At 62.5% G+C, this 26,970-nt stretch carries 28 protein-coding genes; 14 read left to right on the top strand and 14 right to left on the bottom strand.

Annotated features, from left to right (window positions below):
* Positions 1-56 precede the first annotated feature (56 nt).
* The gene (locus ACN9M1_RS08785; RefSeq protein WP_426393634.1) at positions 57-1,787 is read left to right on the top strand and encodes a dipeptidase; all 1,731 of its coding nucleotides are present in this window, start codon (positions 57-59) and stop codon (positions 1,785-1,787) included.
* A gap of 16 nt (positions 1,788-1,803) precedes the next feature.
* Entirely contained in the window at positions 1,804-2,115 is a 312-nt protein-coding gene (locus tag ACN9M1_RS08780; protein ID WP_426393632.1) for a cupin domain-containing protein, read from the top strand.
* A 316-nt stretch (positions 2,116-2,431) separates the two neighbouring features.
* Here ACN9M1_RS08780 and ACN9M1_RS08775 read toward each other — a convergent pair whose 3' ends face one another.
* Both ACN9M1_RS08775 and lexA read right to left on the bottom strand, forming a co-directional pair.
* Positions 2,432-2,617 carry a hypothetical protein gene (locus tag ACN9M1_RS08775; protein ID WP_426393630.1) on the bottom strand — a complete coding sequence of 62 codons (186 nt, stop codon included), beginning with the start codon at positions 2,615-2,617 and terminating at the stop codon, positions 2,432-2,434.
* A gap of 132 nt (positions 2,618-2,749) precedes the next feature.
* Complete coding sequence (gene lexA, locus ACN9M1_RS08770; RefSeq protein WP_426398836.1) at positions 2,750-3,400, bottom strand: transcriptional repressor LexA; 651 nt, start codon at positions 3,398-3,400, stop codon at positions 2,750-2,752.
* Between the two features lie 252 nt (positions 3,401-3,652).
* On the opposite strand from lexA, the gene ACN9M1_RS08765 reads away from it, so the two are divergent.
* The 9 genes from ACN9M1_RS08765 to ACN9M1_RS08725 all read left to right on the top strand — a co-directional run bounded on the left by ACN9M1_RS08765 (position 3,653) and on the right by ACN9M1_RS08725 (position 10,496).
* Positions 3,653-4,429, top strand: a complete 777-nt coding sequence (locus ACN9M1_RS08765; protein ID WP_426393628.1) for a ferredoxin--NADP reductase — start codon at positions 3,653-3,655, stop codon at positions 4,427-4,429.
* Positions 4,430-4,576: 147 nt separating this feature from the next.
* Positions 4,577-5,569: an asparaginase gene (locus ACN9M1_RS08760; protein ID WP_426393627.1), complete on the top strand. Its 993-nt coding sequence runs from the start codon at positions 4,577-4,579 to the stop codon at positions 5,567-5,569.
* A gap of 93 nt (positions 5,570-5,662) precedes the next feature.
* The gene (gene rpsF / locus ACN9M1_RS08755; RefSeq protein ID WP_027677553.1) at positions 5,663-6,031 is read left to right on the top strand and encodes a 30S ribosomal protein S6; all 369 of its coding nucleotides are present in this window, start codon (positions 5,663-5,665) and stop codon (positions 6,029-6,031) included.
* A gap of 40 nt (positions 6,032-6,071) precedes the next feature.
* The gene (priB, locus tag ACN9M1_RS08750; RefSeq protein ID WP_426398835.1) at positions 6,072-6,398 is read left to right on the top strand and encodes a primosomal replication protein N; all 327 of its coding nucleotides are present in this window, start codon (positions 6,072-6,074) and stop codon (positions 6,396-6,398) included.
* Between the two features lie 12 nt (positions 6,399-6,410).
* Complete coding sequence (gene rpsR / locus ACN9M1_RS08745) at positions 6,411-6,689, top strand: 30S ribosomal protein S18 (protein ID WP_037022304.1); 279 nt, start codon at positions 6,411-6,413, stop codon at positions 6,687-6,689.
* Positions 6,690-6,714: 25 nt separating this feature from the next.
* Positions 6,715-7,167 carry a 50S ribosomal protein L9 gene (gene rplI / locus ACN9M1_RS08740; RefSeq protein WP_426393625.1) on the top strand — a complete coding sequence of 151 codons (453 nt, stop codon included), beginning with the start codon at positions 6,715-6,717 and terminating at the stop codon, positions 7,165-7,167.
* A gap of 140 nt (positions 7,168-7,307) precedes the next feature.
* Entirely contained in the window at positions 7,308-8,696 is a 1,389-nt protein-coding gene (locus tag ACN9M1_RS08735) for a replicative DNA helicase (protein WP_426393623.1), read from the top strand.
* A gap of 148 nt (positions 8,697-8,844) precedes the next feature.
* On the top strand, positions 8,845-9,471 hold the full coding sequence (locus ACN9M1_RS08730) for a DUF47 domain-containing protein (RefSeq protein ID WP_426393622.1): 627 nt from the start codon (positions 8,845-8,847) through the stop codon (positions 9,469-9,471).
* Positions 9,472-9,485: 14 nt separating this feature from the next.
* A complete protein-coding gene (locus ACN9M1_RS08725) occupies positions 9,486-10,496 on the top strand; it encodes an anion permease (protein ID WP_426393620.1) in 1,011 nt (336 codons plus the stop codon).
* An 84-nt stretch (positions 10,497-10,580) separates the two neighbouring features.
* On the opposite strand, the gene ACN9M1_RS08720 is transcribed toward ACN9M1_RS08725, so the two are convergent.
* The 12 genes from ACN9M1_RS08720 to ACN9M1_RS08665 form a co-directional block, all read right to left on the bottom strand.
* Positions 10,581-11,300, bottom strand: coding sequence for a C40 family peptidase (locus ACN9M1_RS08720; RefSeq protein WP_426393618.1), 720 nt, complete (start codon positions 11,298-11,300; stop codon positions 10,581-10,583).
* Positions 11,301-11,451: 151 nt separating this feature from the next.
* Entirely contained in the window at positions 11,452-11,877 is a 426-nt protein-coding gene (locus ACN9M1_RS08715) for a hypothetical protein (protein ID WP_426398834.1), read from the bottom strand.
* 121 nt (positions 11,878-11,998) lie between these two features.
* Positions 11,999-13,717, bottom strand: a complete 1,719-nt coding sequence (locus tag ACN9M1_RS08710; protein ID WP_426393617.1) for a PhoH family protein — start codon at positions 13,715-13,717, stop codon at positions 11,999-12,001.
* Between the two features lie 458 nt (positions 13,718-14,175).
* Positions 14,176-14,640: a peroxiredoxin gene (locus ACN9M1_RS08705; RefSeq protein ID WP_426393615.1), complete on the bottom strand. Its 465-nt coding sequence runs from the start codon at positions 14,638-14,640 to the stop codon at positions 14,176-14,178.
* An 84-nt stretch (positions 14,641-14,724) separates the two neighbouring features.
* Positions 14,725-15,618: a 4-deoxy-4-formamido-L-arabinose-phosphoundecaprenol deformylase gene (locus tag ACN9M1_RS08700; RefSeq protein ID WP_426393614.1), complete on the bottom strand. Its 894-nt coding sequence runs from the start codon at positions 15,616-15,618 to the stop codon at positions 14,725-14,727.
* A gap of 22 nt (positions 15,619-15,640) precedes the next feature.
* On the bottom strand, positions 15,641-16,699 hold the full coding sequence (locus tag ACN9M1_RS08695) for a bifunctional UDP-4-keto-pentose/UDP-xylose synthase (RefSeq protein WP_426393612.1): 1,059 nt from the start codon (positions 16,697-16,699) through the stop codon (positions 15,641-15,643).
* Positions 16,700-16,715: 16 nt separating this feature from the next.
* Positions 16,716-17,657, bottom strand: coding sequence for a formyltransferase (locus tag ACN9M1_RS08690; RefSeq protein ID WP_426398833.1), 942 nt, complete (start codon positions 17,655-17,657; stop codon positions 16,716-16,718).
* A gap of 8 nt (positions 17,658-17,665) precedes the next feature.
* Complete coding sequence (locus tag ACN9M1_RS08685; RefSeq protein WP_426393611.1) at positions 17,666-18,661, bottom strand: glycosyltransferase; 996 nt, start codon at positions 18,659-18,661, stop codon at positions 17,666-17,668.
* A gap of 7 nt (positions 18,662-18,668) precedes the next feature.
* Entirely contained in the window at positions 18,669-19,826 is a 1,158-nt protein-coding gene (locus ACN9M1_RS08680) for a DegT/DnrJ/EryC1/StrS family aminotransferase (RefSeq protein WP_426393609.1), read from the bottom strand.
* Positions 19,827-19,872: 46 nt separating this feature from the next.
* Entirely contained in the window at positions 19,873-20,244 is a 372-nt protein-coding gene (locus ACN9M1_RS08675) for an EamA family transporter (protein WP_426393608.1), read from the bottom strand.
* Between the two features lie 112 nt (positions 20,245-20,356).
* Positions 20,357-22,027: a glycosyltransferase family 39 protein gene (locus ACN9M1_RS08670; RefSeq protein ID WP_426393606.1), complete on the bottom strand. Its 1,671-nt coding sequence runs from the start codon at positions 22,025-22,027 to the stop codon at positions 20,357-20,359.
* A 6-nt stretch (positions 22,028-22,033) separates the two neighbouring features.
* Positions 22,034-22,414 (bottom strand): Mth938-like domain-containing protein, encoded by a 381-nt coding sequence (locus ACN9M1_RS08665; RefSeq protein ID WP_426393604.1) that lies wholly within the window; start codon positions 22,412-22,414, stop codon positions 22,034-22,036.
* A 281-nt stretch (positions 22,415-22,695) separates the two neighbouring features.
* On the opposite strand from ACN9M1_RS08665, the gene ACN9M1_RS08660 reads away from it, so the two are divergent.
* From ACN9M1_RS08660 to thrC, 3 genes are all read left to right on the top strand, one after another.
* A complete protein-coding gene (locus tag ACN9M1_RS08660) occupies positions 22,696-23,937 on the top strand; it encodes a pyridoxal phosphate-dependent aminotransferase (protein WP_426393602.1) in 1,242 nt (413 codons plus the stop codon).
* A 92-nt stretch (positions 23,938-24,029) separates the two neighbouring features.
* Complete coding sequence (locus tag ACN9M1_RS08655) at positions 24,030-25,355, top strand: homoserine dehydrogenase (RefSeq protein WP_426393601.1); 1,326 nt, start codon at positions 24,030-24,032, stop codon at positions 25,353-25,355.
* Positions 25,356-25,523: 168 nt separating this feature from the next.
* Positions 25,524-26,969, top strand: coding sequence for a threonine synthase (thrC, locus tag ACN9M1_RS08650; protein ID WP_426398832.1), 1,446 nt, complete (start codon positions 25,524-25,526; stop codon positions 26,967-26,969).
* Position 26,970 lies beyond the last annotated feature (1 nt).

Here is a 26,970-nt window from a genome sequence, read left to right as displayed (position 1 = left end):
GCGCGCAGCCGGCATCGCCCCTATGATGGCGCCTTCCCTTTTCTGGAACCGCATCGATGCAACGTTCTGCCCGTATTGGCTTGTCCACCCTGACGCTTGCGCTGTCGCTCACCCTGAATGGCGGCGCTTTTGCTGCCACGCTTCAGAAGCCACAGTTGGATGCGTTGATTGCCGCCGAGCAAACCAAGGCGTCGGACAACCTGAACCGTTTTCTGTCGGCGGCCGCCAAGGCCGACCCGCAAGTTGCGCGTAGCGTTGCTGCGTATCGCAAGAAAGCGCCGCTGACGGGGGATGACCTTGTCAACGTTGGCCGCTTGCTCGGCGTGTACAACCGTCTGCACAACCAACAGGCGGTGATCGAATCCATCGAGAAAATGGTCGCGCTGCCGACGGTGCGCGATGACAAGATCCCGCAGCACGAGAACCCCGCCATCGTGGCCTTCGGCAAGTTGGTCGAGGGGATGGCGCACGATTTCGGCCTGAAATTCCGCAACGTCGACAACCGCGTGTTCGAAGTGACGCTGCCGGGCACCGGCTCGGATGAGTTCGGCATTCTGACCCACGCCGACGTCGTGCCTGCAAAGGCTGAAGAGTGGGTACTCGGCGATGGCACCAAGCTTGATCCGTTCAAGGTCACGCGTGTGGGCAATCTGCTGTATGGCCGCGGCACGATCGATGACAAGGGCTCGATTGCCGCCGCGATGTACGCCATGAAGACCGTCAAGGACAGCGGTGTGCCGCTCGCCCGCACGATCCGCTTGATGATCGAGACCACCGAGGAAACCGGCGGCGACGGCATGAAGTACTACCGCGAGCGCACGCAATTGCCCGCGTACAACATCGTGCTCGACAGCAAATACCCCGCTGTCGTGGCAGAGAAGGGTTCGGGCGCATTGAAGGTATTCTTCCCCGCGCAGGCTGGAGATGCGGCCCGCACGGCCATCGTGTCGATGAGCGGCGCGGCCTCCGCCAACGCCGTTCCGCAAACGGCGACGGCTACGCTCAAGGGCGGGGATCTGGGTGTCGCGGCGGCTGCGCTTGAAGCCAAGCGCGATGCGTTCGTCAGCAGCCTGGCAGCGCAGGGCAAGTTCTCAATCGACATCACACGCAATGCAGACAGCATTGTCGTGAAGGTCACCGGCACGTCGGCCCACGGTTCGCGTCCGGAAGAGGGGGTCAACCCGTTGCCTCGCCTGGCGCTGTTCCTGCGCGCAGCCGATCTTGGCTTGGCCGACAACGCCTACGCCCATGCCGTGCGCTACATCACCGACCTGTATGGCACCGACTATCTCGGCAGCACCATGGGCCTCGCCTACAAGGACGACTTCATGGGGCCGCTCACCATGTCGCCCAACGTGATCGGCGACAAGAACGGCCGCGTCGAGGTGACCGCCAACGTGCGCATGCCGCGCGGCAAGACGCCCGATGCGTTGCGCGGCGAGGTTGCCGACAAGATCAACGCGTGGGCCAACACCAACCACATCGCGCTGGAGATCAGCTACGACCAGGGCAACTGGATGGCACGTGACCCGAAGGGCGCTTGGCTGTCGACGCTGCTCAACATCTACGGCGATACGACCGGCCTGGACGCCAAGCCCGTGCCGACCGCCGGCAGTACCACTGCCAAGCTGATGCCGAATGCCATCAATTTTGGCCCGGCCATGCCCGGCAAGAAGTACACCGCGCACAACGCCAACGAGTACAAGGAAGTGCCGGACCTCGACCTCGATATGCAGATGTTCACCGAGATGCTGGTGCGCATCGGCAATCTGCAGTCGATGCAGTAATCGCCACGCGATCGCCATGAAGATCATCCGCGCCAAATCGTTTACCGCCGAGCGTGCATGGGGTGCACTCGACATCGCCAACATGGGCGGCATCACCACGCGCCTGCATTGGACGGATCAGCCCTACCGCTGGCACGTGAACGACGGCGAGGAGGTCTTCGTGGTGCTCGATGGCACGGTCGACATGCACTACCGCGAAGCCGGAGAGGAGAAAGTCGCGACGCTACAAGCGGGCGACATCTTCTTTGCAGGGGTTGGCTGCGAGCATGTGGCCCACCCACGCGGCGAGGCGCGGATTCTCGTTGTCGAGAAGGCGGGGAGCGTTTAGCGCCGGCCGGCCGTAGAAAAAAAAGAGCCCGCGACGTGCGGGCTTCCAATTCAGCGATCTCATTGCCCCTGAGGGCATTGGCAATACTACTGTCACGCGCGGCAAACAACATCCGGGTAAACGTCCGTGTTGTTGGGAAGCATTCGCCAATGTGCCGCAGCATCGACACGAGACTGAAAAAACAGCCCGCTCAAATGGCGGGCCGAAAATCAGTTGAAGAAAGCCCTGTCCTCAGGGCTCGGCCAGTGTATGAAATCAGTTGCGGCGACAGCATTGGGGTATGCCCTGATCGCTGTCGTAGCGCGCTTCAAACAGTTCAAAAAACCTCAACACCGGCTGCGCGCGAGGCTGCGGGAATCGCATCCAGCATTCGGCAGATGGCCTCCATGCTGCCGACCATCGTGCGGCGCTGTTCCCCTTGATAGATGCGCACGCCCTGGGTTTGGCGGAAGGGCACCGGATGAACCGGGCGGCGGCGGGAAGACATCGATCCGAGTCGCATGGCAGACCTCGTAGGTTCGGATGGAAAGACGAGCGGCAAAAATCGACAGCAAGCAGCCGCCCTGGCGAGCCGGTGGCTCACCTCCAAGTTGGGCAAAACAGCGAAAGAGTTGGCGCGATATGCGCCGCAGACTTACGGAGCAGCAGGCCGGATCAGACCGACGGCCAAGCCCTCCAAGTGAAACTCATCGCGATCCAGATTCACGTGGATCGGCTCGAAATCGGGGTTCTCGGCAATCAGTTCGACATGACGCCCCTTGCGCTGGAATCGCTTGACCGTCACGTCATCGCCCAGGCGCGCGACGACGATCTTGCCGTTGGCCGCCTCCGTGGCGCGTTGCACCGCCAGCAGGTCACCATCCAGAATGCCCGCATCGCGCATGCTCATGCCACGGACCTTCAGGAGAAAATCGGGCTGCGCGGAAAAGAGGGACGGGTCCACCTGGTATTGGCGGTCGATATGTTCGGCCGCCAGGATCGGGCTGCCGGCAGCCACACGGCCCACCAGAGGCAGCGTCAACTGCATCAACCCCATGGATGGCAACGAAAACTGGTGCTGTGCTGCATCGCCCAACGTGCGCAACCGAATCCCGCGTGAGGCGCCCGGCGTCAGCTCGATCACCCCCTTGCGCGCCAGCGCCCGCAAATGCTCCTCGGCGGCATTGGGCGAGGAGAACCCGAACTCCGCGGCGATCTCTGCGCGCGTTGGCGGAAAGCCGGTGCGTTGGATCGTCTGATGGATCAGGTCAAAAATCTGCTGCTGGCGGGGAGTGAGGGTGGCCATCGGCGTACTGTATATCTGAACAGGTGCTGTGATTTTATACAGTGACACGGGAAGCGCAAGTGATTTTGTTGTGACTTGTTGCTGGAGGCGTGAATCGTCGGTGCGCGTACGGCTGATCCACGTCAAAACCCATGCGGCTGGTTAGAAGCTTATGCGCAATCCATGCAGGCGCGACCGTGGCGAATCGCATAAAATCAAGGCCTTGACCGTATTCCGCACTGCCACATAGGCTCACAGGCCGGCCCGAACATCATGTCCGCTTTCAATCAAGAGACCGTTCTGAGCGTCCACCACTGGAACGACTCCCTCTTCAGCTTCAAGACGACGCGCGACCAAGCGCTGCGCTTCCACAATGGCCATTTCGTGATGATTGGCCTCGAAGTCGAAGGCAAGCCGCTGATGCGTGCGTACAGCATCGCCAGTCCGAACTATGAAGAACACCTGGAGTTCTTCAGCATCAAGGTGCAGAACGGCCCGCTGACGTCGCGCCTGCAGCATCTGAAGGTGGGCGACAAGCTGCTGGTGAGCAAGAAACCCGTCGGCACGCTAGTGCTGGACGATCTGCTGCCCGGCAAAAACCTCTACCTGTTCGGCACGGGCACCGGCCTGGCGCCGTTCATGAGCATCATTCAAGACCCCGAAACCTACGAGCGTTTCGAAAAGGTCGTGCTGCTGCACGGCGTGCGCCAGGTGAGTGAGTTGGCCTACGCCGACTTCATCACCAGCGAGCTGCCGAACAACGAGTTCTTTGGCGACCAAGTCCGCGAAAAGCTGATCTACTACCCGACCGTCACGCGTGAGCCGTTCCGCAACATGGGCCGTCTGACCGATCTGGCCGATAACGGCAAGCTCTCCGCTGACATCGGCCTGCCGCCGCTGGATCCGGCTGTGGACCGCGCCATGATCTGCGGTAGCCCCGCGATGCTGGAAGACACCTGCAAGCTGCTCGACGCGCGCGGCTTCAAGATCTCGCCGCGCATGGGCGAGGCGGGGGATTACGTCATCGAACGCGCCTTCGTCGAGAAATAAGCGACACCGCATCCGCTGCAAACGCCGGCCCATATGTCACCTGGGTCGGCGTTTTGCGTTTGTGGCGGGGCGAGGGCAAATCCGCGTCGGCAAAGGCGTGACACGCGGATACAATGCGCGGCTTCCTCATCACGGATCCCTGCAACGATGTCCTTGCCTACCATCGCCATCCTCGCCACCGGCGGCACGATCGCCGGTTCCGCTGACGACGCTGGCTCCGCCGCACGCTACCGCGCCGGCGCCGTTCCCATCGATCAACTGCTCGCGGCGAGCAAGCTCGGTCTGGAGCGCATTGCCAATGTGCGCGCCGAGCAGGTCGCCCAGATCGACAGCAAGGATCTGACTTTCGATGTCTGGGAAAAGCTGGTCGCTCGCATTCGCCACTGGATTGACGTGGAGCGGGTAGACGGTGTGGTCATCACACACGGTACGGACACGCTCGAAGAAACCGCCATGCTGCTGCACCTGACGCAGCAGGGCGATACGCCTATCGTGGTCACTGCAGCGATGCGGCCGTCGACGTCGCTGTCGGCCGATGGCCCGCTGAACCTGCTGAACGCGGTGCGGCTCGCGGCGAGCCCGGCCTCGCGGGGGCGTGGGGTGCTTGTGGCGCTGAATCAACGGGTGCATGCCGCACGTGATGTGCAGAAAGCCCATACCTACGCGGTGGAGGCGTTTGTCTCGCCGGACGTTGGCCCGGTGGGCTTCGTGCTCGATACCCAGGTGCAGTTTCAACGTGTCGCTCAGCGCCCGGAGTCGGCGGACGTGTTGCCGATGCCGTCCGTCGGCCAGTGGCCGTGGGTGGAGGTACTGGTCAGCTATGCGCAGCCGGATGCGCGGGTCGTCGATGCGCTGGTCGCTGCAGGCGTGAAGGGGTTGGTGGTTGCCGCGACCGGCGCCGGTTCCATTCACGTGAATCTGGAAGCTGCGCTCAATCGCGCCAGCGAGCAGGGCGTTTTTGTGCTGCGTTCAACACGTACAGGTGCGGGTATCGTGCCGGCGCAACATGACGTACGGGGTTGGGCGTCGACTGGCACGCTCAACCCGTACAAGGCGCGTGTGCTGCTGATGCTGCTCATTGCTGCAGGGCGCGCCCAGGCAGAAACTGCTTCCCTGCAGCAAGTCATTGATCGGTATTGAAAAAATCGGATGAGTCTGCGTATAATGGCAGGCTATTCAACCTTGCTGCACCGGAGTGTGACGCCCGGGCGGCTTAATCCACAAGGAGCGTCAATGCGTCATTACGAAATCGTATTCATCGTCCATCCGGACCAGAGCGAGCAAGTGCCCGCGATGATCGAGCGCTACAAGAGCACGGTCACCACGCAAGGCGGCCAAGTGCACCGCGTCGAGGACTGGGGCCGTCGTCAACTGGCCTACATGATCCAGAAGCTGGCCAAGGCTCACTACGTTTGCCTGAACATCGAGTGCGGCAAGGAAACCCTGGCTGAACTCGAGCACGCGTTCAAGTTCAACGACGCCGTGCTGCGTCACCTCATCGTTCAGACCAAGAAGGCTGAAACGGCGCCGTCGCCGATGATGAAGGAAGTCGCACGCGAAGAGGCCAAGAAGGCCGCCGCTCAGACCGAACAGGCCGCCTGATGTTGCGCGGTGCGGTGCCATGTCATCACGCACCGCGAGCATGAACGAAACCTTCGGGGACAACGCTATCAACCGTCTGCAGCTCGTCGCCACATTGGTCGAGCGCGAGGTGATGCGGTACACCCCGGCCGGCGTGCCCATCGTCAATTGTCTGCTGAACTACAGCGGGCAGGCGATGGAAGCGCAGACAGTGCGACAGATCGAGTTTTCGATGGAAGCGCTGGCAGCCGGCAAGATGGCTTCTGTTCTGGATCGGATTGCGCCAGGCACTGTCCTGGATTGCGTCGGGTTCCTGGCTCGCAAGCACCGCAGCAGCAAGACAGTGGTCTTTCACATCTCCGGATGTAACGTATTCGTAAAGGATTGAATCATGGCATTCATGAACAAGAAGCAGCGCGACGCGAAGAACAAGAAGCGCTTCCAGCAGCAAAACCCGTTGTTCAAGCGCAAGAAGTTCTGCCGCTTCACCGTGGCCGGCGTTGAGCAGATCGACTACAAGGATCTGGACACGCTCAAGGACTTCATCGGCGAGAACGGCAAGATCACGCCGGCCCGCCTGACCGGCACGCGCGCGATCTATCAGCGCCAACTGGACACGGCCATCAAGCGTGCACGTTTCCTCGCGCTGATGCCCTACACCGATCAGCACAAGCACTAATCAAGCGGGATAAGGAGAACTCACAATGCAAATTATTCTGCTCGAGAAGGTCGTCAACCTGGGTAACCTGGGCGACGTGGTGCGCGTGAAGGACGGTTACGCTCGTAACTTCCTGATCCCGAACAAGCAAGCCCGCCGTGCTACCGATTCCGCCATCAAGGAATTCGAAGCCCGCCGCGCTGAGCTGGAAAAGCTGGCCGCTGAAAAGCTGGCAGCCGCACAAGCCGAAGGCGAAAAGCTGAACGGCCTGACGCTGCAACTGTCGCAAAAGGCTGGTGTGGATGGCCGTCTGTTCGGCTCTGTCACCAACCACGACATCGCCGATGCGCTGAACGCACAAGGCTTCAAGGTCGAGAAGGCGCAAGTGCGTCTGCCGAACGGCCCGCTGAAGACCGTGGGCGAGCACGCGGTCGTTGTGTCGCTGCACACGGATGTGGCAGTTGACGTGACCGTGTCGGTGCAAGGCGAGACCGTCTAAGCACGTACGCTTTAACTCGCGGCGCCCGGGAAATCGGTCAGCGCGAGTCAAGAAGGCAGGGACGAAAGTCTCTGCCTTTTTTGTTGTCCTTTGTTCAGGGGTGCAGATTGAAGACCGAGCAGCGCCGTTATAATCCCGCCATGAACGCGCCCTCCGATCCCCAGCTCGATTCCCTCAAGGTGCCTCCGCATTCCATCGAGGCCGAACAATCGGTGCTCGGCGGGTTGCTGTTGGATAACGCCGCCTGGGATCGCATTGCCGATTTCATCAACGAGCACGACTTCTACCGCTACGACCACCGGCTGATCTTCCACAACATCGGCAAGCTGATCTCGCAGGCCAAGCCGGCCGACGTGATCACGGTGTATGAGCAGTTGCAGGCGGCAGGCAAGGCGGAAGAGGTGGGCGGCCTGGCCTATCTGAACGCGCTGGCACAGAACACGCCGAGTGCGGCCAACATCCGCCGCTATGCGGAAATCGTCCGCGACCGCGGCGTGTTGCGTCAGCTGGTGACGATTGCCGACGAAATCTCTGCGGGTGCCTTCAACCCACAAGGGCGCGACGTGCGCCAACTGCTGGACGAGGCCGAGTCCAAGGTGTTCGCGATTGCTGAAGAGGGCGCTCGCGGTCAGAAGGGCTTCCTGGAAATTCAGCCGCTGCTGACACAGGTGGTCGAGCGCATCGACGAGCTGTACCACCGCGACAACCAGAGCGATATCACCGGCGTGCCGACGGGCTTTGTCGACCTCGACCGCATGACCAGCGGTATGCAGGGCGGTGACCTGATCATCGTTGCCGGCCGTCCCTCGATGGGCAAGACCGCGTTCTCACTGAATATCGGCGAGCACGTTGCGGTGGAGCAGGGTCTGCCGGTGGCCGTGTTCTCGATGGAAATGGCGGGTACGCAGCTCGCGATGCGTATGTTGGGTTCCGTCGGTCGGCTGGATCAGCACCGCCTACGGACCGGCCGCCTGCTCGACGAAGATTGGCCACGCCTGACGCACGCCATCCAGAAGATGAACGATGCGCAGCTCTTCATCGATGAAACGCCGGCGCTGAACCCGATGGAATTGCGCGCGCGGTCACGTCGCTTAGCGCGTCAGTGCGGGCAGCTCGGCCTGATCGTTATCGATTACTTGCAGCTGATGTCGGGCTCGGGCAGCGGCGAAAACCGCGCGACCGAAATCTCGGAAATCTCCCGTTCGCTCAAAGGCTTGGCGAAGGAACTCAACTGCCCGGTGATCGCGCTGTCACAGCTGAACCGAAGCCTGGAACAGCGCCCGAACAAACGCCCGGTGATGTCCGACTTGCGGGAATCCGGCGCTATCGAACAGGATGCCGACGTGATCCTGTTTATCTATCGCGACCAGGTCTACAACCCGGATTCGCCGGACAAGGGCACCGCCGAAATCATTATCGGTAAGCAGCGTAACGGCCCCATCGGTACCGTTCGCCTGACCTTCCTGGGTGAATACACGAAGTTCGACAACTTCACCGGCGGCAACGCTTTCTTCGATAACGACACATAATCGTCTTTTCATGTCGGACCGCCACAACGTGCCACGCATGGCACGGGGCCGGTTCCGGTAAAATATTGCGTTTTAATGACAGCGCCGACGGTGATCCCGTTCGGCGCTGTTTTTACGACTCCTGCTTTTCCCGTTCCCAAGGATCATCATGTTCGGTCGCTTCATGCCCACCGAAGGCAAGTTCTTCGAGTATTTCAACCAGCACGCCGAGTGCGCCGTCAAAGCGGCCCATGCGCTCAAAGAGCTGGTCAATGACTTGCCCAATGCTGAAATGCATGCACGCAATGTGCAGAACTTCGAGAAGAAAGCCGATCGCATCACGCATGACACGGTTGAGCTGCTGCACAAGACCTTCATCACGCCGCTGGATCGCGATGAGATCCACAAGCTGATCACGACGATGGACGACATCCTCGACTTGATGGAAGACGTGTCGCTCACCATCTCGCTGTACGACGTCACCAACGTGACGGACGAGGCGCGCCAGCTTGCCACCATCTGTGTGGCGTGCTGCGAAGAGGTTCGCAAGGCCGTGGCGTTGCTCGACGACATGAATAACGGCCGCCAGATTCTGACCATTGCGCAGGAAATCGACCGACTGGAGTCGGAAGCTGATCGCGTGATGCGCGCCGCCATGGCCAAGTTGTTCCGCACGGAAAACGACATCAAGCTGCTGATCAAGCTCAAGGCCATCTACGAGCAACTGGAGAGCGTCACCGATTGTTGCGAGGATGTCGCCAACATCATCGAAGGCATCGTGCTCGAAAACGCCTGACGAGACGACGCCTCATGCATACGCTTCAGATCAGTCTCTGGGTGATCGTCCTGCTGGTGGCGCTGGCCATCGTGTTCGACTTCATGAATGGCTTCCACGACGCGGCCAACTCCATCGCTACGGTGGTGTCGACCGGCGTGCTCAAGCCACAGCAGGCGGTGGCGATGGCCGCGGCCTGCAATGTGATCGCCATTTTCATCTTCCACCTCAAGGTGGCCACGACGGTGGGGCGGGATACGATCGACCCGTCCATCGTTGATCACTACGTCATCTTCGGCGCCTTGGTGGGTGCCATCGCGTGGAACATCATCACGTGGTACTACGGCATTCCGTCCAGCTCGTCGCATGCGCTGATCGGCGGGCTGATCGGCTCGGCGGTGGCCAAGTCGGGCACGGGCTCGCTGGTGGCGAGCGGTTTGCTGAAGACGGTGGCGTTCATCCTGATTTCGCCGCTGCTGGGCTTCATCTTGGGCTCGCTGTTGATGGTGGCAGTGTCGTGGTTGTTCTTCCGAACGCCGCCTTCGAAGGTGGACCGGTGGTTCCGGCGCTTGCAGTTGCTCTCGGCTTCGCTGTACAGCCTGGGCCACGGCGGTAACGACGCGCAGAAGACCATCGGCATCATCTGGATGCTGCTGATCGCGGGCGGTTATGCGTCCGCAACGGCCGAGACGCCGCCGGTGTGGGTGATCGTCTGCTGCTATGTGGCGATTGGCCTGGGCACGTTGCTGGGCGGCTGGCGGATTGTGCGCACGATGGGCCAGAAGATCACCAAGCTTAAGCCGGTGGGCGGTTTCTGCGCTGAAACTGGTGGTGCATTGACGCTTTTCTTCGCTTCGGCGCTGGGCGTGCCAGTATCGACGACGCACACGATTACCGGCGCCATCGTCGGTGTGGGCGCGGCGCAGAAGGCATCCGCGGTGCGTTGGGGTGTGGCAGGCAACATCGTCTGGGCGTGGATCCTGACGATTCCCGCGTCGGCCTTCATGGCGGCGATTGCCTGGTGGATCGGCAAGCACGTGCTGTAAGTCTGCTCGCATCACCTAAAACGAAACGCCCACCATTCCGGTGGGCGTTTTGCATTGGCGGGTGCGAAGAAGCGTTACTGCGCGCTACTGCGTGGCGAAGCGGGCGATGGGGTCATCGTCCGCCGGCGCGGCGACGACAGCTGTTGCGCTACGGGTGCGCGCCAAGGTGCCGAGCGGATCCTCATCGATCGGGCGCGCAGGGGTAGCCGGCGCAGGGATTGGCGTACTCGAAGGGCCGGGCGCATCTGGCAGGTTGCTGACCGCCACCACGCGGCGTGCGCCCATGTAGCGGCTCGCCCAATACGACTTGGTCATGTCTTCCAGCCGGACGGTGCCGCCCGTGGCGGGCGCGTGTACGAAGCGGTTTTGGCCGACATAAATGCCGACATGCGAGTTCGCCTGGCCGGTCGTGTTGAAGAACACCAAGTCGCCCGAGGCAACGTCGCGGCGCTCGAGTGCCGTGCCGCGTCGGCCCATTTCGGCGGCGGTGCGCGGGAGGTTCACAGCGGCGGCCCGCTGTACGACGTAGCGGACGAGCCCGCTGCAATCGAAGCCGCTGTCTGGCGTGTTGCCGCCGTAGCGGTACGGCGTGCCGACCAGCGCCATGGCCTCGATGGAGATTTCTTCGAGGCCGGCGCTCGGGTCGTTGATGGGGGCGCCTCGCGTGCGAAGCGCACCAGGGTCGCGCGAAGCCGTCGAGCGCGTTGGCGTGGACGAGCAAGCAGACAGCAGGCACACCAACGCCAGCAGGGCTGCGCCTGCCAGTCGCGTGTCGCTGTGAAGAAAGCCGTGCTGCTTCGGCATGCGCCATCAGAAAAGTCCGGATAGGTCGCATGCTATGCGCGCGGCGCGAGAATGCCAAACCAGGCGGCGCGGCGTGTTGGTGGGGCGCAACGCCAAGCGGGGAGCGGGTCTGCGGACTTTGGCCCGATGGCGTCGCGCTTTGCGGGCAGCGTTACCAGCGAAGCTGGACGTTGCGCGTGCTGCCGGTCTGCACAGTGGCGCGTTTGGTGGCGCCCTCGTAGGTGGCGATCACGTTATAGCTCGCGGGCGGTGCTTTGATGAGGCAGCGCGGGCCGTCGGCGTGGAAATTGGCGACCTCCTTGCCGTGTCGCGTGAGTTGAACGTTCACGTCGGAGAGATATTCACCGCGTGGCCCCTGCGTAAACAGGAGCGACAGGTTGTAGTTGCGCGCCTCCGCGTTCAGCGCCTGCTGCTCGTCCTCTGCAACGCCGCCGCAGACGTAGCTGATCTGGCCGGAGGTCTGCGGGGTGAGGTTGTCGGCAAGCGCCACGGAGGCGCCGGCGGACAGCATCATCGCCAGCGCCGCCGACATCAAGGTCATGCGCGATCGGGTCTGCAGATTTCGTTGCATGGGCATCATTGGGCCTCCATGAGAAAAAGGGAGAGGTGCCCAATACGCAGCAAGAAAAAGGCCGCGCAAATGCGCGGCCTAGATGGCACAAGGGTTGGCGGCGGGCGGATTTGCTGTCGTGTGGTACTTACAGCACGTCCGACGCGTGATCCGCCAGTCGCGAGCGCTCGCCGCGCGCCAGCGTGATGTGGCCGCTGTGGCTCCAGCCCTTGAAGCGGTCCACCACGTACGTCAGGCCCGACGACCCCTCTGTCAGGTACGGCGTGTCGATCTGCGCGATGTTCCCCAGGCAGACGATCTTGGTGCCCGGGCCCGCACGCGTGACCAAGGTCTTCATCTGCTTGGGCGTCAGGTTCTGTGCCTCGTCGATGATCAGGAACTTGTTGACGAAGGTGCGGCCGCGCATGAAGTTCATGCTCTTGACCTTGATGCGCGAGCGGATCAGCTCCTGCGTGGCCGCGCGGCCCCATTCGCCGGCGTTGTCATCGGACTTCTGCAGCACCTCGAGGTTGTCATCGAAGGCGCCCATCCATGGCTGCATCTTTTCTTCTTCCGTGCCGGGCAGGAAGCCGATGTCTTCACCCACGGGCACGGTGGCGCGCGTGATGATGATCTCGTTGTAGAGCTTTTGGTCCAGCACCTGCTCCAGGCCTGCGGCCAGCGCCAGCAGCGTCTTGCCCGTGCCGGCCGAGCCCAGCAGCGTGACGAAATCCACCTCCGGATGCATCAGCAGGTTCAGCGCGAAGTTCTGCTCGCGGTTGCGCGCCGTCACGCCCCAGACGTTGTTCTTCTGGTGCGTGAAATCCTTGAGCGTCTGCAGCACCGCTGTCTTGCCGTTCAACTCGCGGACCTGTGCGTACAGCGGCAGGCTGCCGTCATTCGGCTCCAGGAAGACAAACTGGTTGACCAGGAACGATGGCACCAGCGGCCCCGACAGGCGATAGAACGTGGTGCCCGTCTTCGGATCCTGCCAGCTCTCGATATTCTTGCCGTGCTTCTGCCAGAAATCCGCCGGCAGGGCCATCACACCGCTATAGAGCAGGTCGGTGTCTTCCAGCACGCGGTCGTTGAAGTAGTCCTCCGCTGGCAGGCCGAGGGCGCGCGCCTTGATCCGCATGTTGATGTCTTTCGACACCAGCACGACATGGCGATCCGGCCGCTGTTGCTGCAGCGCCGACACCACGCCCAGGATCTGGTTGTCCGCCTTACCTTGCGGCAAGCCGTCGGGCAGCTTGATGTCGTTCAGGCGCGTCTGGAAGAACAGGTGCCCCTGCGCATCGCGGTTGCCGAGCTTGGCCAGCGGCAGGCCGTCGTCCATCGTGCCTTCGGTACCGGCCACCAACTGGTCCAAGGTGCGGCTGACCGTACGGGCATTACGCGCGACTTCGCTCATGCCCTTCTTGTGATTGTCCAGCTCCTCCAACGTCATCATCGGCAGATAGACGTCGTGCTCTTCAAAGCGGAAGAGGGAGGACGGATCGTGCATCAGCACATTGGTGTCGAGCACGAACAGCTTGGTCGGGCCCTCATCGCGGCGGGCGCGGCGGCGGGGCGCGGCTTCGGTTGACTTGCCGGTCGCGGGCGTCTTGTCGACGGCCTTGAGAATGCTGGCAGGGCGCTGGCGAGCCTCTTCCTTGGCGACTGGAGAGGATTCCCCCGCGCGTGCCTGGGCCGCGCCACGTTTAGGCTGCGCTCGGCCGGTTTCGGACAGTGCCTCGCGTTCGAGTGCGGGCACTGGTTTTCGAGGTTCCTGACCCGCCTTGGGCTTTCCGGCTTTGCCGAAAGGCTTGAATTCAGCCGGGTCGAGCAATTGGGCTGGCTGGGTGGGCATGGTCGGCAGCGGCATGCTTCGATTACCTCTCTGGAGGAAACAACGACGAAACACCGCACTCGTTGATGGCGAGGCGATGCTGATGGAAAACGCTGAGGGAAGTGGCGGCGCGCCGCGTGCATGAACGCGTGAGCGACGGCCACAAAAAAGCCGCCATGACCTGCGAGAGGTGGGGCGGCCTAGATGAACGCCACAACAAGCTGCACGATTCGGACGTTCTGCCCAGCCTTGCCGCTGGGGAAAACGCCGATGCGGTATCAGGCCAACTTGGCCGCCGGTACCGTCGTGGGCAATCGGAATGGCATCCGGATTTCGTACTCATCGGTTCCGACTGTATCGGAAGCTTTTGGTATTTGCAATCTGTGACATGTGACGTCTAGCGCCGCGTTGCAGTCCCGCGAAACTGCCCCTTAGGGGAAGCGCCAGGGTGCCCTGTGCGGCGCTTTCGTGACCCATCGGCAACCCGCTGCGGGTTACAGCGCGCGCACCGCCGCCAGCACGTCGTCCACATGGTTGGGGACCTTCACGCCGCGCCATTCCTTGCGCAGTACGCCCTTGGCATCGATCAGGAACGTACTACGTTCGATACCGCGCACGTCCTTGCCGTACATCTTCTTCATCTTGATGGTGTCGAAGAGGTTGCAGACGGCTTCGTCCGCGTCGGAGATCAGCTCGAACGGCATCTCTAGCTTGGCCTTGAAGTTCTCATGCGATTTCAGGCTGTCGCGCGAGATGCCGAACACCACGGCGCCTGTGGCTTCAAAGGCGTCGTACTGGTCGCGGAAGTTCATCGCCTCGGTGGTGCAGCCGGGCGTGTTGTCCTTCGGATAGAAATACAGCACGACGATCTTGCCGCGCTGCGACGCCGGCGAGAACGTGATGCCGCTCGTGGCGGGCGCGGAGAACTCGGGAAGAGGCTTGTCGAGAGTGACGGGCATGGTGGTATTCCGGAAAACCCCAGAGAAGGACTGCAAGCTCGCGGATGGGGAAAGTGCAGCCCGCCCGCAGCCGATCAATGCAGATCAGGCCGGCTGAACGATGAGGCTGCCGCTGCGGCCGGCAATTTCGCCCCACGTGACGGGCTGCACGGGCAGGGTGCTGCGATCGAGCGTCGCGTAGTAATCGCCCATCGACGCCAGCCGATGGCCCTGCGCGCGCCAGCCCTGCAGCAACTGGCGAAAGATCGGGGCGAGTTTCTGGCCTTCAAGCTCCGCGTGCAAGGTAAACACCTGATCACGGTCGGATTCGGTCATCTTGAGGATGTGCCGGGCGACGTTGTCGAGGGTGATGTCATCCACGCCGATGAGTTCGTCCAGCGTCGGCAGCGTGGTCGGCAATTGCACGTGGTTGAGCGCCTGTCCATCGACGCTCGGAATGTATGGATGCGTGCCGCGGCCGTCGGAGGCGTAGGCCATGCCCCAGGCGTCGATTTGGCGGAAAGCGTGGTCGTTCATCTGCCAGCCGGCGGCGCCGTGCGTAACGGGCGGCTGGCCGAAGACCTGCACGAAGCGCGCGTGCGCGGCGCTCATCTGGCGGGCGGTCCAAGCGGCGTCGCGCTGGCGGACGTTGTCTTGCCAGCGGACGTGGTCCCACGTGTGGATGCCGGTCTCGAAACCTGCCTCCGCAATGGCACGCATCTCGGCAGCAGCCTTGCGGCCGATGTCGGGCCCGGGCAGCAGCACGCCATACATCAGCGTGCGCAAGCCGTAGTGCTCGACCACGGACGTGCGGGAAACTTTCTTCAGGAAGCCAGGGCGGAATGCCCGGCGCAGCGCCCAGCCGGTGTGATCCGGGCCGAGGCTGAAGAGGAAGGTCGCGCCTGCCTCGTGCTCACGCAGCATGCGCGAGAGATTGGGCACGCCTTCGCGGGTGCCGCGCAGGGTGTCGACGTCGATCTTGAGAACGATGAGAGCCATGGACCTGCGCGGGGTGGTGCTGTTACTTGTTGCCGTTGCCTTCTTCGACCAGGCTGCGGGCGTCGGCCACGTGCGTGCGATACGCTTCGAAGATGTTCGCCAGCGCGTCCTGCATCGTGGTGGTCGGCTTCCAGCCGAGTTCGTCCATGGTGTTGGCGATCTTCGGCACGCGGTTCTGCACGTCCTGGTAGCCGTTGCCGTAGTAGGCGCCGGAGGTCGTTTCCACCAGTTGGACTTGCTTGGCGGTGTCCTTGTACTCGTCGATCTTGGCGGCTTGCTCCAACATCATGTTGGCCAGCTCGCGCACCGAGTAGTTGTTCGACGGGTTGCCGATGTTGTAGATCTTGCCCGAGGCGACGCCATCCTTGTTGGCGATGATGCGCACCAGCGCGTCGATGCCGTCATCGATGTACGTGAAGGCGCGTTTCTGGCTGCCACCGTCGACGAGCTTGATGTTCTCACCGCGCACGATGTGGCCGAGGAACTGCGTCACAACGCGCGACGAACCTTCCTTCGGGGTGTAGATCGAGTCCAGGCCCGGGCCGATCCAGTTGAACGGGCGGAACAGCGTGAAGTTCAGGCCTTCCATGCCGTAACCCCAGATCACGCGATCCATCAGCTGCTTGGAGCAGGCGTAGATCCAGCGCGGCTTGTTGATCGGGCCATAGATCAGCGGCGAGGCTTCGGGATCGAATTCCGAGTCGCTGCACATGCCGTAGACCTCGGAGGTCGACGGGAAGACTAGGTGCTTGCCGTACTTGGCAGCCGAACGAACGATCGGCAGGTTGGCTTCAAAGTCCAGCTCGAACACGCGCAGCGGATCTTTGACGTAAGTCGACGGCGTGGCGATGGCCACCAGCGGCAGGATCACGTCGCACTTCTTCACGTGATACTCGACCCACTCCTTGTTAATGGTGATGTCACCCTCGAAGAAGTGCATGCGCGGGTGGTTGACCAGGTCGCCCAGGCGCTCGGTCTGCATGTCCATGCCGTAGACCTCCCAGTCGGTGGTCTCCAGGATGCGTTTGGACAGGTGGTGGCCGATGAAGCCGTTGACGCCGAGGATTAGTACTTTTTTCATGAGGGCAAACCGAAAATCAGAAGAGGGCGAGCTGGCTGGCGAGCTGCTGCGCGGTCACGACGGACGTACCGCTGGCAGCTTGGGGCTCGACGCGCCAGAGCTCGTGAATGGCGATGGCTCCCCCATCGCCGCACACGCCGAACATCGCATTATCCACGACGTGCAAGCCTGGGGGCAAATTCGTGAAGGTTTGATGCGCCAGACGCGCGCGCGCGACGATGTAGCGCGCGTTGGCGTCACCTTTGCCGGCATCCGTAAATGCACCAGGGTAGGGCGGCGCGACGGCGCGGATCAGGTTGTAGACCTGCTGCGCCGATTTGGACCAATTGATGCGGCCGTCTTCGGGCTTGCGGCCGCCGAAGTAGCTGCCGTCGGCGAGCACATTCGGGTGCTGCGGGATTTGCCCGGCAATCATTGTGGGCAGTGCGCGCCACAGCGTTTGTTCGGCGGCCACGGTGGCCTTTTCGAACACGTCATGTGCGGTGTCGTCCGGCAGGATCGGCACGATTGTCTGGTCGACGATGTAACCGGCATCCGGCTTTTCCACCATTTCATGCAGCGTGGCACCGGTTTCGGTTTCGCCATGCAGCACCGCCCAGTTGATCGGCACGCGGCCGCGATACTTGGGCAGCAGCGACCCGTGCATGTTGAACGCGCCGAACTTGGCGAGGCTCAACAGCGACATCGGGATCATGTGCCGGTAGTAGAACGAGAAAATGAAGTCCGGCGCGATGGCGGCGATGCGGGCGTGGAGGCCTTCCCCGTTGGCGTTGTCCGGCGTGACGAACGGGATGCCCAGTTCCTGTGCCGTGGCGCGCACGCTGCCGAACCAGATGTTCTCGGCAGCGTTGTCTTCATGCGTGACAACGAGTTCGACCTGAATGCCGCGTGCCGCGAGCACGCGCAGGCAGCGCACGCCAACGTTGTGGTACGCAAAGACGACCGCGCGGCGCTTGATGTCACCGCTCATGCGACGCCTCGTTGCGAGCCCGGCTTCAGATCTGCTGCGCCGGCTTCGTGCAGGTGGGGCGTGTCTTCCAGCACGCCCTGCACCAGATAGCGCGGACGTTCACGCACTTGCTGGTAGATGCGGCCGATGTATTCGCCCAGCAGGCCAATGCCGAACAGCAGCACGCCCATCAGGAAAAACGTAATGGCGAACAGCGTGAACACGCCCTGGACTTCTGCGCCGAGGATAAAGCGGCGCACCACCAGCAGAATGAACAGAATGGCCGAAGCGAACGACAGCAGCATCCCGATCGCCGAGAACCATTGCAGCGGGATCACGGAGAAGCCCGTCACCAGATCGAAATTCAGGCGCACGAGCTTGTACAGCGAATACTTCGATTCGCCCGCAAAGCGTTCTTCGTGATCGACTTCGATTTCGGTCGGGTTCTTGCAGAACGAGTAAGCCAGTGCCGGGATGAAGGTGTTGACTTCGCGGCAGCGGTTGATGGTGTCGACGATGGTCCGGCTGTAGCCACGCAGCATGCAACCCTGGTCCGTCATCTTGATGTGCGTGATGCGCTCGCGCAGGGAGTTCATGGCGCGCGACGCCGTGCGGCGGAACCAGCTGTCCTGGCGGTTGCGGCGGATGGTGCCGACGTAGTCGTAGCCCTCGTCGAGCTTTTCGACCAAGCGGCCAATTTCTTCCGGCGGGTTCTGCAGGTCGGCGTCAAGCGTGATGACGCGTTCGCCGCGCGCGTGTTCGAAGCCGGCCAGGATAGCCATGTGCTGGCCATAGTTGCCGTTGAACAGCACGACGCGCGTGCTGTCCGGCCGTGCGCGGAATTGCTCGGCCAGCATGGCGGCGGAGCGGTCGCGGCTGCCGTCATTGACGAACACGACTTCGTACGAAATGCCGAGCGCATCGAGTGCGGGATACAGGCGCGCAAACAGCGCAGCGAGCCCGTCTTCTTCGTTGTAGACAGGAATGACGACCGAGAGAGCGGGTGTCTTCATTATTGGCTTATTGGTACTGGGCGCAAAGTTGGCGGACCGCGTTGACCACGCGATCCACGTCGGAATCTTCCATGGCAGCGAACATCGGCAGCGTGACGATGGCGCGGCCGATGCGTTCGGCCACCGGGAACATGCCCGGTTTCCAGCCGAGTTCGCGGTAGAGCTTGAACAGGTGGATGGGCGGATAGTGCACGCCCGCGCCGATGCCCAGCGCCTTCAGCCCGGCCATGAAGCCGGCGCGATCGACCTTCAGGCGATCCAGTGGCAGCACGATCTGGAACATATGCCAGTTCGTGTGCGTGAAGTTTTCCACCGGCAGCTCGACGCCGAACGATTCGATGTCGGCGGCGCGCATGGCGGCAAAGTAGCGGCGGGCGAGGGCAGCGCGGCGAGCGGTGATGGTCTCCAGTTGCGCAAACTGGCCCAGCCCGATGGCGGCATTCACGTCTGTCAGGTTGAACTTGCCGCCCACCAGGTCGACTTCCATGCCGTCGAAGCCGGTGCGTACGACGCCTTGCAGGCGGTACTTCTCGGCCAGCACGGCTTCCTCGGGCGTGTTCAGCACGAGCGCGCCGCCCTCGATGGTGGTGATGTTCTTGTTGGCCTGGAAGCTGAAGCTGACCAGATCACCAATCTCGCCGATGCGCTTGTTGCCCCAGCGCGAGCCGATGGCCTGCGCCGCATCTTCCACCACGCGCAGCTTGTGGCGGCGCGCGATGTCGTACAGGCGGTCCATGTCGACCGGCAGGCCGGACAAGTAGACCGGGATGATCGCCTTCGTGCGCGGCGTGATGGCGGCTTCGACTTTGTCCAGATCGATGTTGCGCGTGACCGGATCGACATCAACGAAGACCGGCTTGGCGCCGACGGTCAGCACCACATTGGACGTGGCGACCCACGAGATCGGCGTGGTGATGACCTCATCGCCGGGGTCGATGCCCGCAATGCGCAGCGCGACTTCCATCGTCGCTGTGCCGTTGGCGAAGGTGCGGACGATGCGGCCACCAAAGTATTCCGACAGCGCGGCCTCAAATGCAGCCACTTTGGGGCCCGAGGTGATCCAGCCCGAGCGCAGCACGTCGGCCACGGCGGCGATGGTCGCCTCGTCAATGGTCGGGCGCACAAAGGGCAGGAACGGTTGTTCGGTTGCGGTGGTTTGCGTCATTGGGCAGATGCGGACTTGAATGAGGTTGGATGCACAGGCGGCCGGCTTACGAGCGCGCCAGCACAAACACGCCGATGAGGATGATCCCGATACCGATCAGGCGCTGCATGGTCAGCACTTCGCCAAACAGATACCACGCCAGGAAGGCATTGACCACGTAGCCCAGGGACAGCATCGGGTACGCGATGGTCACGTCCACCCGAGACAGCCCGAGGATCCACACGACCACGGAAATCACGTAGCACGACAGCCCGCCGATGATGGGCCACTGCGTTGCAAGCTTGATGCCGATCGGCACGATGTTGTCGGCCGAAAACGCAAAGCGACCGATGTTGTTGACGCCCGCCTTGAGCAGCAATTGGGCACAGGCATTGAGCATGACGCCCGTCAGGATCAACCCGAAAGTGACCAGATTCATGTGTTGTTTTGGTGTTTTACGACAGCAGCGCTTGCCCCGCGACTGCGCTGCAGGGGCGCATGTTACGACAAATCCGCTTGCACGCTTCTTTCAATTCCGCGGCGGGTGAAACCTAGTTGCGCCTGACGACCACGCGGCGGGCGTCTCGGGCGATCACGATCATCGGCACGCCTCGAGCGGCCAGTCCGTCATACGTGCCCGGCCCCATCATGGCGACGGCTTGGCCGCCTTCCTTCCAGCGGGCCACGAAAGCGTCGGTGGTTGGAATCCACTTGGCGGGCTCCTGCTGCACGCCAAATGCCAGTTCATCCGGCTCCTGCACCATGGTGGTGGGCGTGCCGAGGTAAAACGGCATTGTATGGTCCAAGCGCTCCACCGCATAGAACGGCACACCCGGCTTCAACCAAGGCTTGACGGCTGAAACGAGATCGATACCCGACATCGAGCGCCCGAACGCCTCGTGCCCCAGTGTGGCCGCCGTGAACGTGAGGAACCACGCACAGGCAAACGCCCCCAGGCTTTCGAAGCGTCGGCTCGCTAGGCGCAGCGCAAGCCACGTGAACACCGCGCCAGCCGCGAACGCCACCGCCAGAAACACCGCGAAGCGCGAAAACACCGCATTCGGGTACATGTCCGAAGACATCGTCGCCACGTAGCCGCTGGCCGCCAGGCCAATCACAGCAAGCGCCAAGAACGCCTTGAGCTGCCAGCGCCATGCATGTTCACTGGTGCGCTCCAGGACGAGTGCGGCGAGCATCGCCAGCGCTGGGATGATCGGGAAGATGTAGCCCGGCAGCTTCGAATCCGAGATGCTGAAGAACGCGAAGATCAGGGTGGCCCACAGCCCAAGCATCAGCGTGGGGCGGAAGCCGTTGGAGGCGGTCTCTGTGCGCGCGAAGGTCAGGCGCGCCGCGGCGGGCAACTGTGCCAGCCAAGGCAGGAACCCTGCCAGCAGCAGCGGCACGAAGTACCAGAGCGGCGCGTTGCGGTTGTGCACCGTCGACGTAAAGCGCTGGAAGTGCTCATGCACAAAGAAGAACCAGGCGAATTCTGGGTTGCGGGCCGAAATCAGCACGAACCAGGGCGCGCTCACGGCGAAGAACACGATCAACCCAGTCAGCAAATGCAGGCGTTTCCACAGTGCCCAATCGCGCGCGACCAGCGTGTAGACCACCAGCACAAAACCCGGCAGCACCACGCCGATCAGGCCTTTGCTCAGCACCGCCAGCGCCATCGACGCCCAGCACACCCACATCCAGTTGCGTTGCTGGGCGCGTGTGGCGTCCGGGTGTTGCGCCAGCAGCAGCGCGCCAAGGGCCATCGTCATGCAGCCCGCCACGCCCATGTCGAGCGAGTTGAAGTGCGAGCCGACATTCCACATCGGCGCACTTGCCAGCACCAACCCGCTGATGACGGCGGTTCGCTTGCCCCACCAGCGGGCCGTCGCCAGCATCGTAAAGACAATGCCGACGATGCCGGAAAGCGCCGTGAACAGCCGCGCTTGCCAATCGCCGATACCGAAGAGCGTATAGGCCAGCGCCGTGCCCCACATCTGCAGCGGCGGTTTCTCGAAGTATTTGAGCGCGTTGTAGCGGATGGTTACCCAGTCGCCGGAGGTGAACATCTCGCGGGCGATTTCGGCGTAGCGGCCTTCGTCGGTGGGAATCAGGTGGCGGTAGCCCAGCGTGCCGAGCCAGATGGCAAGAAACGCGGCGGCGAGCAGCCACAGGGAAGCATTGCGCCAGGGCAGGGCAGGCGCGTTGGCGGAACGGTTGATCGGCATGCGGTGTCAGGCGCGCTCGATCAGCAACGCTGCAGCCACCTTGCGGCCTTCCAGCATCAGGATGTTGTAGGTGCGTCCGGCCGCCTGGATGTCCATGGCCTCCACGCCGATGCGCTTGCCTGTGAGCGGCGCAGTCAGACGCGGATGCGGGAAACGCAGCTTGTTGCCGGTCCCGAAGATCACCACTTCGGCGCCCATCTCCAGCAGGTGGGCGAAATGCTCGGGCGTGAGGTCTTCAAAGTGCGCTACGTCCCACGGTACGACGGCACCTTCGGGCATGACCAGCACCGAGTGCTCGTAGCGCACTTTGTTGACTTCGATGTAGCCGTCACCGTAGCCGGTGACGGTATTGAGGACGGTGGACGAATCGGATGAATGGAGCTTCAAGGCGGGAATCCCATCGGGCGCGATGGCTGCGGCACATATGGACGCATACGGCGGCAGGGGCGCTAGGTTTCAGACTTTCGGGGCCATCTCGCTGCGTTGCAAAAATGCCCGCCGAAGTCTGTCATAATGGGCTAAATTATATCTTTTTCTCTCCTTTGCCCGCCGCGCCACAAGCGACGCCCGGCAAGGAAGAGCGCAGCGCTTGCCCGCACAAGCAGTGCCACCCCGGCTGCCTTGCTGCAATACAAAATCTCCGCAATCCCAAGCCCGCTCAATCGCCCGTGAAAACGATCCAGAAATCCGCCAAGCTCAACAACGTCTGCTATGACATTCGCGGCCCCGTGCTCGAAAAGGCCAAGCAGATGGAAGAAGACGGCCACAAGATCATCAAGCTGAACATCGGCAACCTGGCCGTGTTCGGTTTTGATGCCCCGGAAGAAATCCAACTGGACATGATCCGCAACCTGCCGAATTCGGCCGGCTATTCGGATTCCAAGGGCATCTTCGCGGCGCGCAAGGCGGTGATGCACTACACCCAAGAGCAGGGCATCAAGAACGTCACGCTGGATGACATCTACCTGGGCAATGGCGCATCGGAGCTGATCTCCCTGGCGACCAACGCGCTGCTCGACGAGGGCGATGAACTGCTGCTGCCCGCGCCCGACTACCCGCTGTGGACGGCGGTGACCAGCCTTTCGGGCGGCACGCCGGTGCATTACATCTGCGACGAAGCCAACGGCTGGATGCCGGATCTGGACGACATTCGCGCCAAGATCACGCCCAACACCAAGGGCATCGTCGTCATCAATCCGAACAACCCGACGGGCGCGCTGTATTCCGATGATCTGCTGCGCGGCATCATTGCGATTGCGCGCGAGCACGGTCTGGTGATCTTCGCCGACGAGGTGTACGACAAGGTCCTGTTTGACGACAACAAGCACACAGCGCTCGGTTCGCTGTCGGAGGATGTGCTGACCATCACGTTCAACAGCCTGTCGAAGAGCTATCGCTCGTGTGGTTACCGTGCGGGCTGGATGGTCGTCTCCGGCGACAAGCGCCCGGCCAAGGATTACATCGAAGGCCTGAACATGCTGTCGTCGATGCGTCTGTGCGCCAACGTGCCGGGCCAGTGGGCGATCCAGACCGCGCTGGGCGGTTATCAAAGCATCAAGGATCTGGTGGCGCCGGGCGGCCGCATGCGTCGTCAGCGTGATCTGGCGCACGAGCTAATCACTGCTATTCCGGGCGTGACCTGCGTGAAGCCCAAGGCCGCGCTGTACATGTTCCCGCGCCTCGATCCGGCTGTGTATCCGATCGAAGACGATCAGCAATTCATCCGCCAACTGCTGGAAGAGGAGCGTGTGCTGCTGGTGCAGGGTACGGGCTTCAACTGGCATTCGCCGGACCACTTCCGCATCGTCTTCCTGCCGCACGAAGATGACCTTCGTGAAGCGATTGGCCGAATTTCGCGCTTCCTGGAGCGGTACCGTCAGCGTCACGGTACTGGCATCCGGGCAGCCTAGACTCGGTCGTCCGCCAGATCAGTTGTTATAGCGGGGCAGACCGAAGCGTCTGCCCCTGTTGTTTTTTGCTTTCAGTTTTAACGATACGTCCCATGAATCCCATCAAGATCGGCCTGCTCGGGCTCGGTACCGTCGGTGGCGGTACGCTCAAGGTTCTTCAACGGAACCAGGAAGAAATCCGTCGTCGCGCGGGGCGCGGCATTGAAGTCGCCCTGATTGCGGTGCGCAACGTCGAAAAGGCGCGCGCCATCGTGCAAGAAGCCGGCGCGACCGTGCCGGTGGTCAACGACCCGTTTGCCGTGGTGGATTCGCCCGAGATCGATATCGTGGTGGAGCTGATCGGCGGCTATGACCTGACGCGCGAGCTGGTGCTGCGCGCCATCGCCAACGGCAAGCACGTCGTCACCGCCAACAAGGCGCTGCTGGCCGTGCATGGCAACGAAATCTTCAAGGCCGCGCAGGACAAGGGTGTGATGGTGGCGTTCGAGGCCGCAGTGGCTGGCGGCATCCCCATCATCAAGGCGCTGCGCGAGGGCCTGACGGCCAACCGTATCGAGTGGATTGCCGGCATCATCAACGGCACCACGAACTTCATCCTGTCGGAGATGCGCGACAAGGGCCTGGACTTCGATACGGTGCTCAAGGAAGCCCAGCGCCTGGGCTACGCCGAAGCCGATCCGACCTTTGACATCGAGGGCTTTGACGCCGCGCACAAGCTCACGCTCATGAGCGCCATCGCCTTCGGCGTGCCGGTGCAGTTCGAACGTGCCTACGTGGAAGGCATCACCAAGCTGGAAGCCGTCGACATCCGCTATGCCGAAGAGCTCGGCTACCGCATCAAGCTGCTCGGCCTGACGCGTCGCACCGAAGCCGGTATCGAGCTGCGCGTGCACCCGACGCTGGTGCCGTCCAAGCGCCTGATCGCCAATGTGGAAGGCGCGATGAATGCCGTGGTCGTCAATGGCGACGCAGTGGGCCCGACGCTGTACTACGGCAAGGGTGCTGGCGCCGAGCCGACCGCCTCGGCTGTCGTTGCCGACCTGGTGGACGTGACGCGCCTGCACACGGCTGACCCGGAACACCGCGTGCCGCACTTGGCGTTCCAGCCGGACGCGCTGTCCGACACGCCGGTGCTGCCGATCGACGAAGTGCGTTCGAGCTATTACCTGCGCATCCGCGTGGCCGACCAGACTGGCGTGCTGGCTGATATCACGCAGATTCTGGCCAAGACCGGCATCTCGATCGACGCCATGCTGCAGAAGGAATCGCGCGAGGGCGAGCCGCAGCCGCAGACCGACATCATCATGCTGACGCACACGGCCGTCGAGAAACACGTGAACGGTGCCATTGCCGCCATCGAAGCGCTGCCGACCGTGCTGTCGAAGGTCAAGCGTATCCGCATGGAAGAACTGAACTGAAAACCTGCTCATGATCCTACTGCGCGGCCCAATCTTGGCTCTGCGATGCTCACCGTACTCATGTACGGCTGCCGATTCTGGTCAATGCGTCGAACCAACCTTGAGCCGCTCGCTACGGATCATGAACAGGTTTAAGCGCCACCACGCTTTTTCGAGATAGCCATGAGCATGCAATACCGATCGACCCGCGGCCACAGCGAGCCGCAGAGCTTCTCCCGCATCCTGCTGGGCGGCCTGGCGCCGGACGGCGGCTTGTACCTGCCGGAGCAGTATCCGCAAGTCAGTGTTGAAGAGCTGACCCGCTGGCGCGACCTGCCGTATGCCGATCTCGCGTTCGAGATCCTGCGCAAGTTCGCCACTGATATCCCCGAGGATGACCTGCGCGCGCTGACCCGCCGTACCTACACGGCCGAGGTCTACAGCAACGCACGCCAGGGTGACAACACGGCCGACATCACCCCGCTGCACAAGCTGGGCGATGAGGGCGGTACATCGCTGTCGCTGCTGTGCCTGTCCAACGGCCCGACGCTGGCCTTCAAGGACATGGCGATGCAGCTGCTGGGCAACCTGTTCGAATACGCGCTCGACCGCGAGCACGCCGAGCTGAACATCCTCGGCGCCACCTCCGGCGACACCGGCAGCGCGGCCGAATACGCCATGCGCGGCAAGCGCGGCGTGCGCGTGTTCATGCTGAGCCCGCACCGCAAGATGAGCGCGTTCCAGACCGCGCAGATGTTCAGCCTGCAAGACGCGAACATCTTCAACATCGCCATCGAAGGCGTGTTCGACGACGCGCAGGACATCGTCAAGGCGGTGTCGAACGATCATGAGTACAAGGCGCGCCAGAAGATCGGTACGGTCAACTCGATCAACTGGGCGCGTGTGGTTGCCCAAGTCGTCTACTACTTCAAGGGCTATCTGCTGGCCGCCCCGAAGATTGGCGACAAGGTGTCGTTCTGCGTGCCGTCGGGCAACTTCGGCAACGTCTGCGCCGGCCACATCGCGCGCATGATGGGTTTGCCGATCGACAAGCTGGTCGTCGCCACCAACGAGAACGACGTGCTCGACGAGTTCTTCCGCACCGGCACCTACCGCGTGCGTTCGGCCGCGCAGACATATCACACGTCGAGCCCGAGCATGGACATCAGCAAGGCGTCGAACTTCGAGCGCTTCGTGTTCGACCTGCTCGACCGCGATCCGGCGCGCCTCACGCAGCTCTTCCGCGACGTGGACGAGAAGGGTGGCTTCTCGATGACCGGCAAGCCGGAGTTCGACCGCATCGCCGAGTTCGGCTTTGTCTCCGGCCGTAGCTCGCACGAGGACCGCGTCAACACCATTCGCGACGTGTTTGCCCGCTACGGCACGATGATCGACACGCACACTGCCGACGGCGTGAAAGTGGCGCGCGAAAACCTGACGCCGGGCGTGCCGATGGTGGTGCTGGAAACCGCGCTGCCGGCCAAGTTCGGCGACACCATCCGCGAAGCGCTGGACCGTGAGCCGGAGCGTCCGGCGGGCTATGCGGATATCGAATCGCTGCCGCAGCGCTTCGAGGTCATGCCGGCCGATGTGGATCGCGTGAAGGCCTACATCGCGCAACACACGGGTCTTTAAA

This window comes from Ralstonia sp. R-29, assembly GCF_049913345.1.
Lineage (GTDB): Bacteria > Pseudomonadota > Gammaproteobacteria > Burkholderiales > Burkholderiaceae > Ralstonia.
The sequence above is the reverse complement of the archived record's forward strand: the minus strand, read 5'-3'. Positions and strand labels throughout refer to the sequence as shown.